The sequence below is a fragment of the Chromatium okenii genome (genome assembly GCF_002958735.1).
In the GTDB taxonomy this organism is placed as follows: domain Bacteria; phylum Pseudomonadota; class Gammaproteobacteria; order Chromatiales; family Chromatiaceae; genus Chromatium; species Chromatium okenii_A.
Map to the genome: position 1 here is coordinate 570141 of NZ_PPGH01000037.1, position 12708 is coordinate 582848.

The 12708-nt window shown below is 48.2% G+C and carries 14 protein-coding genes and 2 pseudogenes; 8 read left to right on the top strand and 8 right to left on the bottom strand.

The window, feature by feature from the left end; translation table 11 throughout:
* Positions 1-48 precede the first annotated feature (48 nt).
* The 3 genes from cysC to CXB77_RS14555 are packed head-to-tail and all read left to right on the top strand — an operon-like array spanning position 49 to position 1166.
* Positions 49-705 (top strand): adenylyl-sulfate kinase, encoded by a 657-nt coding sequence (cysC, locus tag CXB77_RS14550; RefSeq protein WP_431520734.1) that lies wholly within the window; start codon positions 49-51, stop codon positions 703-705.
* A gap of 21 nt (positions 706-726) precedes the next feature.
* Positions 727-849 carry a hypothetical protein gene (locus tag CXB77_RS23975; RefSeq protein WP_347338140.1) on the top strand — a complete coding sequence of 41 codons (123 nt, stop codon included), beginning with the start codon at positions 727-729 and terminating at the stop codon, positions 847-849.
* Positions 837-1166: a DUF29 domain-containing protein gene (locus CXB77_RS14555; protein ID WP_347338141.1), complete on the top strand. Its 330-nt coding sequence runs from the start codon at positions 837-839 to the stop codon at positions 1164-1166. Before CXB77_RS23975 ends, CXB77_RS14555 begins: the two co-directional genes overlap by 13 nt.
* Before the next feature lie 58 nt (positions 1167-1224).
* On the opposite strand, the gene CXB77_RS14560 is transcribed toward CXB77_RS14555, so the two are convergent.
* The 8 genes and pseudogenes from CXB77_RS14560 to CXB77_RS14595 form a co-directional block, all read right to left on the bottom strand.
* A complete protein-coding gene (locus tag CXB77_RS14560) occupies positions 1225-2220 on the bottom strand; it encodes a DUF2333 family protein (protein WP_172452689.1) in 996 nt (331 codons plus the stop codon).
* Positions 2221-2332: 112 nt separating this feature from the next.
* A complete protein-coding gene (locus CXB77_RS14565; protein ID WP_105074461.1) occupies positions 2333-2767 on the bottom strand; it encodes a hypothetical protein in 435 nt (144 codons plus the stop codon).
* Positions 2764-3318, bottom strand: a pseudogene (locus CXB77_RS14570) (DNA-methyltransferase); the annotation flags it as partial. The gene CXB77_RS14565 and the pseudogene CXB77_RS14570, both read right to left, overlap by 4 nt.
* 199 nt (positions 3319-3517) lie before the next feature.
* Positions 3518-4033 (bottom strand): DNA methyltransferase, encoded by a 516-nt coding sequence (locus CXB77_RS14575; RefSeq protein WP_105074463.1) that lies wholly within the window; start codon positions 4031-4033, stop codon positions 3518-3520.
* Between the two features lie 63 nt (positions 4034-4096).
* Positions 4097-5562 (bottom strand): annotated as a pseudogene (locus CXB77_RS14580) (glycosyl hydrolase family 57).
* A 79-nt stretch (positions 5563-5641) separates the two neighbouring features.
* Positions 5642-6895: a glycoside hydrolase family 57 gene (locus tag CXB77_RS14585; RefSeq protein WP_105074464.1), complete on the bottom strand. Its 1254-nt coding sequence runs from the start codon at positions 6893-6895 to the stop codon at positions 5642-5644.
* A 66-nt stretch (positions 6896-6961) separates the two neighbouring features.
* The gene (locus CXB77_RS14590; protein WP_105074772.1) at positions 6962-8476 is read right to left on the bottom strand and encodes a fumarate hydratase; all 1515 of its coding nucleotides are present in this window, start codon (positions 8474-8476) and stop codon (positions 6962-6964) included.
* Positions 8477-8488: 12 nt separating this feature from the next.
* Entirely contained in the window at positions 8489-9244 is a 756-nt protein-coding gene (locus CXB77_RS14595) for a metal-dependent hydrolase (protein ID WP_105074465.1), read from the bottom strand.
* 86 nt (positions 9245-9330) lie between these two features.
* On the opposite strand from CXB77_RS14595, the gene CXB77_RS14600 reads away from it, so the two are divergent.
* From CXB77_RS14600 to CXB77_RS14620, 5 genes are all read left to right on the top strand, one after another.
* The gene (locus CXB77_RS14600) at positions 9331-10218 is read left to right on the top strand and encodes a carbon-nitrogen hydrolase (RefSeq protein WP_105074466.1); all 888 of its coding nucleotides are present in this window, start codon (positions 9331-9333) and stop codon (positions 10216-10218) included.
* A 277-nt stretch (positions 10219-10495) separates the two neighbouring features.
* Positions 10496-11491, top strand: a complete 996-nt coding sequence (locus CXB77_RS14605) for an IS481 family transposase (RefSeq protein ID WP_105074467.1) — start codon at positions 10496-10498, stop codon at positions 11489-11491.
* Positions 11492-11674: 183 nt separating this feature from the next.
* Positions 11675-11953 (top strand): type II toxin-antitoxin system Phd/YefM family antitoxin, encoded by a 279-nt coding sequence (locus CXB77_RS14610; protein WP_105074468.1) that lies wholly within the window; start codon positions 11675-11677, stop codon positions 11951-11953.
* Positions 11950-12381: a type II toxin-antitoxin system VapC family toxin gene (locus tag CXB77_RS14615; RefSeq protein WP_105074469.1), complete on the top strand. Its 432-nt coding sequence runs from the start codon at positions 11950-11952 to the stop codon at positions 12379-12381. Before CXB77_RS14610 ends, CXB77_RS14615 begins: the two co-directional genes overlap by 4 nt.
* On the top strand, positions 12378-12668 hold the full coding sequence (locus tag CXB77_RS14620) for a nucleotidyltransferase family protein (protein ID WP_105074470.1): 291 nt from the start codon (positions 12378-12380) through the stop codon (positions 12666-12668). The genes CXB77_RS14615 and CXB77_RS14620 overlap by 4 nt, the downstream gene beginning before the upstream one ends.
* Positions 12669-12708: the final 40 nt, after the last annotated feature.

Here is a 12708-nt window from a genome sequence, read left to right on the forward strand (position 1 = left end):
ACAATCAATTATGGCGATTTTCAACTGATATTCCCGATAGGACAACTGATGACAACTGATATTCACCTGACTTGGCACACGCATCAGGTCACACGCGCTCACCGTGAAACCCAGAATGGTCACAAAGGCTGCGTCATTTGGTTTACTGGATTGAGCGGTTCTGGCAAAAGCACCATCGCCAATACACTTGACCATCAATTATATGCGCGTGGTATTCGCAGCACAGTACTCGATGGCGATAACGTGCGTCATTCATTAAATGCTGCGCCAGCGCAATTATTACCAATTCACGGCGAGGCATTTGCTGAACGTTTTGGGCTGGGTTTTTCTGCCATTGACCGCGAGGAAAACATTCGTCGTATTGGTGCGGTTACCCAATTATTTGCAGAGGCGGGAATGATCGCATTAACTGCGTTTATTAGTCCATATCGCCGCGATCGGGAATTGGTACGGAATGCGCTACAGCCCAGCGAGTTCATTGAAGTTTTCGTTAATACACCGTTGGCAATTTGTGAAACCCGCGATCCCAAAGGACTATACAAAAAAGCCCGTGCTGGGGAACTTAAAGGTTTCACTGGCATTGATGATCCGTATGAAGCACCGCTTGCACCTGAATTGACGCTCAATGCTGATAATCATACGCCAGAAATGCTCGCTGAGACAGTGATTATTTATTTGCAAACACAGGGTATTATCGCCGCTTAAATTCGATTGGAGAACAACAAAATGGCAACGATAGACGCTCGTGACGATCATCGTGCTTGGTTATTAGAAAGTGCTGCGCTGATTCGCGCTGGTCAATTCGATGCGCTTGATGCCGTACAGCTTGCAGAGGATTGGAAGACATAGGAACGAGTACGGCGCGGGAATTAGAAAACCGATTGGGTGTGTTGCTGGCGCACCTATTGAAATGGCGTTATCAACCTGAACGACGCGGAGCAAGTTGGGAAGCAACTATTAAAGAACAGCGGCAACGTATTCTTCGATTATTACGAAAAAATCCCAGTCTGAAAGAAAACTTAGAAGAAACGTGCACTGACGCTTATAGCGATGCGCGTCTCATTGCTCGCCGCGAAACAGGATTACCTGAGAACACTTTTCCACAACTGAGTCCATTTGATTGGCAGCAAACTGTGGGCGATTTTTGGCCGGAAGAGCACACTTAAATCAACAACGATTGCCCTTATCTTCTTATCGAAAAAAAGGGCAATTCGTTTAAATCTATTAACCTTGTTGCAATAACATTCTTAAATCGCCAATCGCTGCGTTGGCACGAGAAATATAAGATGCCATCACTAACGAATGATTACCCATTGCGCCAAAGCCAGTCCCATTAAGAATCATTGGACTCCAAATTGGATTTTGAGTGTTTTGCAATTCACGAATAATCTGCCTTAATGACACCAACGCATTCTTATCTTTTAAGACTGCATCGAAATCAACTTCTAAGGCTTGCAGCGTGTGCAATAGCGCCCAGGTATAACCGCGAGCTTCAAAAAATACGTTATCAATCTGTCGCCACGGAGTCTTCGCGTGAATTTGGTCTGGTGTGCTAGTTGATTGACGCGCATTGCGATCACCCGCCAAATCCGTATTCAAGCGTTCTTGACCGACCGCATAAGATAACCGCTGTGCCAGATTACCCAACCGCTTTTCTGCTACCTGAAGATAAACCGCAAGATTATCCGCACGCGCAAAGAATTGACCATCAAACGCCTGTTGATCGGCTAAACGATGCGCATAACCATAAAGTGCTGTAATGCCTTTACGATATTCTGATTCGCTTGAAGGGATAATCCACGAATCAGAATTATAATTAAATTGCGGTTGCGCAATTTGTAAATCCTTATCTTCTACTGATTGCGATTGCGCACGACTGAAATCATTGCGCAGCGAATTGGCTAAATCGCGCAATTCAGTCAAGGCTCCAAATTCCCAATTCGGAATGTTATCCAGATAAATACCGGGGGGTATTTTATCATTCGTGAGATAACCACCTGGTTTATCAAGCAGTGTTTCACCAATCCGAATTGCCGTTGCAGCAGTGACGCTGCCAATCACAACTTTACTCGAATCACCATTAGCCACTGCCAGCGCCTGTTCACGTACATCAAAACTTGCTGGCGAACGCGACCAAACAATACCGAGAATCAATATCACCACCAGATAGGTGATAATGAAAAGACCAAGTGTCCACCATAGACCTTTTTCTTTCCACAACGGGGATTATACAGGTGAAAACTTGCGTACTTTTTGAGTCAACGCAGGTTTATTGAGTGACAAACGATCCATAGCATTCTCCAAATGGCTAAACACAGAACAAGCGATTTAACTAACTGGGCTGAGTATGCGACGTGATACCGCCGTTGACTTTCAAATGAATCAGCTCGATGTTTTCTAAACCATCGTTATCGACCACTTTAACTGCAATAGTATGTGCGCCGGGTTTGAATTGATAGATTTGTTTACCCTCTTTGTCTAATAAAACTTCAGCGTTAAACCCTTTCACCGCATTAAAATTGAAATCCCACGCAAAAAATTCAATTCCGCTGGCGCTTTCAGCGGCAGCGATCAACTCAATTTCGCGGTGTGCCTTCTTGGTGACACCAAGATCATTAAATTGAACTGATAAGGTTGGTTTTTTTGAAATCGGCACAATCTCCGCAACTGTCACCAGTTCAATGCTGATATTTTCCCGATTTTTTAACCGCGCCACTTCCTGTATTGCGCCTTTGCCAAAACTAAACGCAATGATAACACCAATCATGCATTTTCGCTTTTATTGCGCTCATATAGCACTTTATCATCACGCATAATTGCAGAATGAAAGTTATCAATTACATTACGACCAATATCATCGCTGCGTTTTACTTGAATTGGTACACCGTCGCGGGTTTTACCGTCAATCCCTAAATCACCGCGCTGGCGTGTGTTCGGTGTTCCGCCGTATTGTTCAATGATCCATGTCTCAAATGCAAACGCATTTTGATAGCGCAAGGTATCGTAATCGTATTGATGAAGCTGAATCACAAAAGATTCCGAGAATAAATCACGCGCATTCATTAACCGAAGTTCTGTCACCTTGACTGCTTGCACCGATTGATCAATACCAATCCAATGGCGTTTTAGTTCTGCCGCAGCTGTAACAGTAGTGCCGCCGCCCATAAACGGGTCTAACACCATATCACCTTCATTGGATGCCATTTCAATAATGCGCCGCAGCAGCGCCAATGGCTTTTGTGTTGGATAGCCAATGCGCTCTTTAGCGTGAGCTTGGACGTTATTGATGTCTGTCCACATATCGCCTAATAAAGTGCCTTTTTGTTCGCTTAAATAGCGTTTTAGTCTTGGTTTTTATTAAAGTTGTAATTGCCTGCTTATCTTTTGGTAATAGATTTTTCCTTCATCGTGCAGTTTTTGCATCGTCGCTTTTTCATAGCGCCAACCCTTTACTGGATACGAAAATCCCATCCATTCATACATCATATTAGGTCGTGGATTAGGACTTCCCATATCACTAGTCGATATAATCCTCGACCGTCCTGATCATCATAACGATAAAATTCACCTGTATTTTCTGAGTAACCAGAATAAATTGGATGATAAGTGAACTTTTCGCTTTTTGAGTAATACCAATTGTATCTTTTAATACAGCTAGCTTATTTTTAGCGTCATTATGTGCATTATGTCGTTGCCAAATGATCTCACCTCGAAAATTGTCAATGCCAAAAATCTTATTTAGAATATCAACGCGAATTTCGGAATTTGCGTGCCAATCACAATGCAAAAACAGTGAACCCGTTGGTTTTAAGATGCGGTGCATTTCAATCACACGTTCTTTTAACCAAGAAATATAATGGTCAATGCCACCGCTCCAACGATCTTGAAAACTGCGGAGTTCGCCAGCATCACCCCAAATCACTTCGTAATTCCGATTAGAAAAAAACGGCGGATCAAGATAGATTAAATCCACTGTTTCCGCTGCGATACCGCATAATACTTCAAGGTTATCGCCTAAAATGAGTTGATTCATAGCATATTTCCAATAAATACCAAGCGCCCATTGAATAAAATTAACGAACGCTTGGCATTTTATTTACGCAAAATCGTGATTCACCACATCAATTGAACGCTGGCAGATTTCACGTCCGTAATCTGTCCACAAACCCTGTCCCCAATAGCGATAACAACTGGTTTGCGATGCCATTAAATGAAACAGTGCATTGCGATAGCTGGGATGATTGGTAGCAATTCCACGTTGCAATACTTTTTCATGGAATAGCGAACTGGCTGCTTCCATTGGACCGAGCAAATTGTCATAACCGCGCACCCAAGACAGATCATTCGTCCAACTGCCGCCTTCCATGTGAAAACGCCCATCTTCCTGCTTCAATTCTGCAATCACCTGCGCCAATTTTTCAGGACCATCTCCGGGCTGCATTCGCGCCAAATACGATCATGGAAAATCGGTTGAATGGCTGTGAAATCACTCTCTTTAATACCCATTGCAAACAGATGTTCAAGGTATTCACTGGCATTCATCATCGGGCTGTCTGAATGACTGGATAATGCCGCAACCTCCATAAACTTGCCGGGAAATTCATTCATCATCACGCCGCCATTCTCGCCATCAGCAATTTGCGTGACCAATGGCGGAATGGATTTGCCAGCCAATTCAACGCGATTCAATCCCTGTGCTTCATACCACGGCTGCATTTGCGCAACCAATTTGGTATCAGAACCCTGCGTTTTAATAATAGCAATGATGCTTGCAGTCTCACCTTTGGAATTGGTGCAGACTAAACGCTGTGGAATATGCGGGCGCTCTGGATGACGACCATTGCTGACCTGTTGCACCGAATGTTCTTGAATGAGCACCCATTGAAAACCGCAATCAACCAGCGTTTTAACGAATTCATAAGCGACATCAGGATGATTCGGCAGTGCCATTTCCGAAGGTGAAAAACCACGCACTCGTTCTAATGCTTCCCAGCCGAAAATCGCAGCGAAATGATGTTGAAAAGCGCGAACATGCAAACGGAAATCCTGTACTGGAGTTGATGGCGCAACGGCATGACCCCAAGGCATTCCTAACCATTCTGCTGCCCAATTGTATTCAGGATTACAGGTAATGTTTTTTAACGCATCAATGACGTGGTGTTCACCCATTTTGCGCAGACCATGCAATAGCGTTCCAGAATACTCCAACATACAGCGCGGTGATTTGCCTTCGCCAATCAATTGCGGAATGAATTCGCCCATGCGCTTATAACACCACACAAAAGCTGGCGCATTGTAATTGTCGCCAATGTGTTGGTTGTGCATCATATATTGCAGATTGCTAATCAGTTCAGCAGTACGCAAATCATTGCCGCCAGCAGGAATAAGCGGTTGATGTTGATGCAGCGCGATGGCAGTGGCGGAGCGAATTGCGCCGAAATTAATACCGCCACGATCTGTAAATAAGGTGCGCTCACGACCACGAGCGACGACTTGTGCCAGCTCGGTTTCATTGCCAGAGATATTCGGGACATCGTTAACGTATTCAGGTAGTTGGTTCACGCAAATTTCCTTAACAGTTTATTCAAAAAAGACGTTTATCAATTCTTGATGATCTATGCTACTGCAAAGCAGAAGATGGCTATTCTTCTGATGTATTCACCTCCTCAGTGTCCGCCGCATCGCTATTGATTTGTTCCGCTGGTTCATTCGCTAAATCGGTATTGATTCCGATTTCATTTAATGCAGCGCGACTGATTGCTAAATCTGCTTCAGCGCGGGGAACCCATGCTTCGCCCCAATAGAAATGACAACTGGTTTCGGCGCGTAATAACGCATTGAGTGCAGTTGCAATCGCATTAGCATGTGCTCCTTCAGTCATCCCATGCTCACCAGCAAACCAACGCGCATCGTGCACCAATTGACTCATGCGTCCACATTCTGCCAATACCTTGCGTTGATATTCTGATCCAGTCCATTGCGTGAAATCACGTCCATGATGCCAGCCCGTATTCCATGCACCAGTGCGCACTTTGACTTCGCTGTGAACGCCATAGGTATCTAAATACTCATGAATGAATGTGGGCACGATGTTTGAAATGCCAGCATGGACTTGTTCTAATAATGGGCGATAAAAAACGCTCCAAAAATTCGCACCTTCAGTGACATTGCGGAACCAGCCACCGTTTTCGCCATCGGTGCAAGTGGTGACTAATGGCGGGAAATCACACCATTTCGTGCGTTCAGCAACTTCGGATTGAAACCAACCTAAATCCATGCCGGATTCTTGCGCATCAGACAATTCACGGTCGCGCACAATAACAGTGATTTCTGCATCGCCATAACGGGCAATATGCGGGCGATAACGCATTTCTTCCCAACTCATTGGCGTGACGGGTTCAATGTGTTCGCTATCGACTAAAACGTAGCGATAACCAGAGGCTTGCAACAGCGGAATAAGTTCCATTGAAAAACCCATTTCTGGTGGCCAAAAACCCTGAAATCGTGGTCGCCATAATAAATGATGCGCAATTCCCAGCCAGCGTTGTAAATGCTCGCGGCGATCTGCTTCAGGAATTAACGGTAATACGGGATGATAATAACCCGTGCCCAAAATATCAAAGAGCGATTGATTTTGGAAATGCCACAATAGCGCACCGCAATCAACAATACCATAAACCTGTTGTTGAAATGCGGGATCAGATAACGTTTCTAATAACGTTCCCGACAAGGATAAATGCACTCGCGCATGTTGTTCATGTCCCCATAAACTGCGCGGAATGCGATCTAAAGCAAACAGAATTTCCTGTGCTTCCCATGTTTGATGTGCGAGTAAATCCTGAAGATTGTTCGGCGGTTGATGGAGATTAAGAACGAGAGCGTGATGGACTGTCATTGGCAAAATAACCTAATGTGAATGTTCAAAACAGAATACCAAATAATGGTATGAAAAACATGACTGTTATGTGACCGTGATTCCGGAATAATTGCGCCATTGCGCTGGGCCAGTTTCATGGATTGATACGCCGTGACTGTCCACTGCCACCATGACCGGCATGTCTTCAACAGTGAATTCGCGGATTGCTTCCATTCCTAAATCAGCAAAGGCAATGAGGCGCGAGGCTTTAATCGCTTTGGCGACTAAATAGGCAGCGCCACCCACTGCGATTAAATAGACTGCGCCATGCTGTTTAATTGCGTTAATGGCAATTGCGCCGCGTTCGGCTTTGCCAATCATGCCAATTAAACCGGTATCGCGCAGCATTTGTTCGGTGAATTGATCCATGCGCGTTGCGGTGGTTGGTCCTGCTGGACCGACAATTTCATCACGGACTGGATCAACTGGGCCGACGTAATAAATAAAGCGATTGTTTAGATCAACGCCAGCGGGCAATGGTTCACTGCGATTGAGCAATTCAATAATGCGCTGATGTGCTGCATCGCGTCCGGTTAATAATTTGCCGGATAACAATAGCCGTTCGCCAGGTTGCCAAGTGGCGAGATCGGCGCGAGTGAGTTGGTCGAGATTGACGCGCCGTGCTCCGGCGGCGGCGTTCCAGTCGATGCGCGGCCAATCATCCAATTTGGGCGGCGTGAACGTAACGGGACCGCTGCCGTCGAGCGTGAATTCAAGGTGACGAGTCGCGGCGCAGTTGGGAATCAGGGCGATTGGCAACGACGCGGCATGAGTCGGATGAGTCAGAATCTTGACATCCAGCACGGTGGTCAGGCCGCCCAAGCCCTGCGCTCCGATGCCGAGTGCGTTGATTTTATCGAACAATTCCAAGCGCAGTTCCTCAGTTGGATTGGCTGCGCCTCGCGCTCGCAATTCGTGCATGTCAATCGGCGCGAGCAGCGATTCTTTCGCCAGCAACATCGCTTTTTCTGCCGAGCCGCCGATGCCAATGCCGAGCATTCCCGGTGGGCACCAGCCTGCGCCGAGTGTCGGTACAGTTTGCAAAACCCAGTCAGTCAGGCTGGCGCTGGGGTTGAGAATGGCAAATTTCGCTTTGTTTTCAGAGCCACCGCCTTTGGCTGCCAACCGCACTTCCACTTGAGCGCCGGGCACTAATTCAACGTGCACGATGGCTGGCGTGTTGTCGCCGGTGTTTTTACGTGCACCGAATGGCGGCGCGACCATTGAAGCGCGGAGCGGATTATCGGGATGTTGATAGGCGCTGCGCACTCCGGCATCGACTAATTCCTGCACACTCAACGCGGTGTCCCAGCGGACATTCATGCCGATTTTGAGAAAAACTACAACCAAACCAGTGTCTTGGCAAATTGGGCGCTGACCTTCGGCGCAGAGTCTGGAATTAACGAGAATTTGCGCCATTGCATCGCGGGCAGCGGGTGATTGTTCGGCGTAATAGGCAGCGGTGAGGGCTTGAAGATAATCACGCGGGTGATAATAAGAAATGAATTGAAGTGCATCGGCAATGCTGGTGATAAAGTCGGTTTCACGAATAAGCGTCATGGCAATCTCCAATTAAAAAGTACGAATGAAATGCTGCCACCAGTGCAGCAATTGCGTCCACAGTTGTTCGCTGCTGGTGCGGAATTGATCGAGCAATGCTGCGGGGTCAATAACAATGTGCAATGGCAGCGTTGTTAACCAAGTGAGCGGCGGTGTAAACCACGCCAGCGTGACGATAATTATCAGCATCAATAGATTGCTCCAGCGGTCGGTATAACTAAATGGTTTTAAGGCAGTGCCAAAGGAGCGTTTGATGCGGCGATTGAGTAAATCGACGCTGTAGATTTCGTCCAGTGTGAGATGCGTGAGATAGCCAATGCCGGTCACGAATCCGGCAATCCACGCTGCCTGCGCGGATTCGTGCCATAACCAAAATGCCACATCGGTGATGCTGAGAGTGACGGCGGCGACGGCGAGCAGCGAGTGCCAGATGCCGCGATGTACGGTGAGGTGGGCGAAAATTTCAAAGAAGCCGTGACGGACGAGGACGTAAACGCCAGCCCAAATGAGCGTGAGTTGCAGTGGTGATAATTGTCCGAACCACGGCAAGGTGGTGACGAAGGCAAGGCCTGCGCCGATCAGACTAAATAGGATGTTGGTGGGTTTGGAGGTTTTCGAGTCGATGTCAGGCAGAAGGCTGCCGATGACGCCGAGCACGAAAAACGAGAAGGTTTGGCTGCCGTTAATCAACGCGGCGGTGTGCAGCGCCAGCGTGGTGGTGGCACTGACGACGATGCCGAGGTTGAGATGGGTTTGGAAATTAGCCATAAGGATGTGGACAGTGCGGGTTTCTAGGTTGTGCGGCAAATTGTGAAGATAATAGTCGGATTGTTTTTCAGTCGAGATTCCGCGCTATGTCCCAGCCCCTCATTATCGCCCTTGCCCAGCAATCCGATCAGGGCAGCGCTGCCGCGAATCTGGATGATTGTGAAACGGCGATTCGCACGGCGGCTAATCGCGGTTGCAGCTTGGTGTTGTTGCAAGAATTACACAACAGTTCCTATTTTTGCCAAGTGGAAGACCCTGCGCTGTTCGATTTGGCCGAGCCGATTCCCGGACCGACGACCGAGCGATTAAGTCGGCTGGCGCGTGAATTACAGATGGTGATTGTCGGTTCGGTGTTTGAGCGCCGCGCTCCGGGGTTGTATCACAACACGGCGGTGGTGTTGGATGTAGACGGTTCGCTGGCGGGGATTTATCGCAAGATGCACGTTCCTGACGCGCCGAGCTATTACGAAAAATACTATTTCACGCCGGGCGATTTGGGATTTAACCCGATTGATACGGCAATTGGGCGACTGGGCGTGTTGGTGAGTTGGGATCAATGGTTTCCAGAGGCAGCGCGGGCGATGGCGTTGGCTGGCGCACAAATTCTGCTCTATCCGACGGCGATTGGCTGGAATCCGAACGATTCGGCTGCCGAACAAACGCGCCAGTTGGATGCGTGGGTGACGGTGCAACGCGGTCATGCGGTCGCCAACGGTCTGACGCTGGCAGCCTGCAATCGGGTCGGTTTTGAACCGGAGCCGCGTGGTTCTGGCGCTGGCACACGGTTTTGGGGCAGTTCTTTTGTGTGCGGACCGCAGGGTGAAATGCTGGCGCAGGCGGATTCGCAAACGCCTAAATTATTGATTGCTGAGGTTAATTTGGTGCGGACGGAGCAGGTACGGCGGTCGTGGTCGTTTTTGCGCGATCGGCGAATTGATGCTTATGGCGATCTTGGGCGGCGCTATCGGGATTGAAAGCTAAAAATAAACCGCTTTTTCTATCACACAATTCAAATAAAGGTAGTGCCCAGAATCAATAAGAATAAATAACTTTTAACCTTTATTTATAAAGCACCAGGAGGATTTAATCCTATTGATCGTGGCACTACCTGTCAGGAACCGTATGATTATATTCCGCAACGCAGCTACCCACTATTTTTAGCATGAGAGGCTTTGCAAGGCGTCATCACGGACATTCACCACCGCGCCCTACATCCACACATAGCTGGGCACACAGAGGAGAATTGATGCTATGAACTTGAATTTACACAAAAATGCCCGCACAACTCCCGCGATCCGGCGTGAACTGCAACATTCCACTAAATCTGAGCGTGAACTCGCCCGCGAATATCATCTGAATCGGGCGACGGTACGCAAATGGCGTCACCGCGAGACCACTGACGATGCGTCTCATTGTCCGCATCATCTACATACCACTTTGAAACCATTGGAAGAATTGATCGCCGTGGAGTTGCGCACGACGTTGTTGCTACCCATCGATGACTTGCTGGTCGTGCTGCGCACCTGTTTTAACCCTGAGGTATCGCGCTCAGGGCTACAGCGTTGCTTACGTCGCCACCATGTCTCCAACCTTAAAGAATTGATTCCAAAAGAAGAAGGTGCGAAAAAACCACCTAAACAGTTCAAAGATTACGCGCCCGGTTTTATCCACATGGATATTAAATACCTCCCTAAGATGCCGGATGAACAAGCCCATCGCTATCTTTTTGTCGCCATTGATCGGGCAACGCGTTGGGTCTATGCCAAGGTTTTTGCTCAGAAAACTGCCGCCAACGCCAGCGCGTTTCTCCAGCAAGTGATCGCTGCTGCCGCGTTTAAGATGGAAAAGGTGTTGACCGACAACGGTAAGGAGTTTACTGATCGTTTCTGCGCTACCGGCGAACGCGAACCGACTGGTCGCCATCGCTTTGATTTAGTTTGTAAAGAACACCAGATTGAGCATCGCCTAATTCCGCCCTCGCATCCGCAAACGAACGGAATGGTCGAGCGATTTAACGGACGGATTGCCGAGGTAGTGGCGACGACGCGCTTTGATTCTGGAAAGAAGTTAGAGGAAACGCTGCACCATTATGTGCGGATGTATAACCATCAGATACCCCAAAAAGCCCTTGGACATGTGTCACCGGTGCAAGCGTTGAAAAACTGGCAACAGAAGGAACCTGAACGCTTCAAAAAACAGGTCTACAATCTCTCGGGTCTTGACATCGATTTCAATCCGGCTGAATGAATATCAACTCACCATGTTGCGGTTTATTGCCGAGCAGAATGATGTGAGCCAGCAGAAGGTATTAAATCGCATCGTCATACCGGAATTGGTGAAACAAGCGGAGGAATTGTTTGAGCGGTGACTTTGCAGATCATGGGATTGTGGACTACAGTCTAGTCAGGCTGACCACTTTGGAATAACACCATGAACGAGCCATCTCACCCTGAAGCAAGGAATCACTGGCAGCTTCAAGACGCCAAAGCACGATTCAGTGAACTGGTACGGCGAGCGCGTGACTGTCCTCAGCATGTCACCGTCAACGGTTTGGAACGTGCTGTCGTGCTATCTGCCGAGGAATACATGCGCCTGCGGGGACAACCGACTGGGCATGACTTGGTAGAGCTGATGGCGGGAACGGCGCTTACCGACCTCGTGCTGGAACATCCCAAAGTGCAGGGAGCGGTGAGAGCGGTCACGCTATGAGCGGATGGCTACTGGACACCAATGTCTTATCTGAGTTGCGGCGACCACAGCCAGCGCCTGCGGTTGTCGCATTTGTTAGCGCCCAGCCTTTAAGCCAGCTCTACGTCAGTGAAGTGACCTTTGCCGAGATTCGGTTTGGGATTGAATTGATCGCTGCACCAGAACGCCGTGCTGAACTGCGACATTGGTTAGAGCAACAACTGCGTCCCATGTTTACCACGCGGACACTTCCCATCTCTGAAGATGTCTTATTGCAATGGCGACTCATCATTGACAGCGGTCGCCGGGTTGGACACACCTTCAGTCATCCAGACGTTCTCATTGCCGCGACCGCAGCCCAGCATGGATTAACCGTTGTGACCAGAGACACCAGTGATTTTATTGCTGCCGGAGTTGCAACATTAAATCCTTGGGTTGATAAAAGATGAATCGCCAACGCACCCTTGAATTACTCACCCAGAGCAAGCCGGAATTGCACACGCGCTTTGGTGTAATTAGCCTTGCGTTATTCGGTTCCACTGCCCGCGATACCGCAAGCGCCGATAGCGATGTTGACATCCTCGTGCGTTTTGATGGAGCTGCGACTTCCGCCCGTTACTTTGGAGTGCAGTTTTATCTGGAGGATTTCCTGAAGTGTCCGGTGGATTTGATTACAGAAAGCGCCTTGCGACCGGAATTGCGCCCTTTTATTGAACAGGAACGAATCACTGTTTAATCAACGGGAATGGCGTTTTTATCTTGACAAAGATATTCCC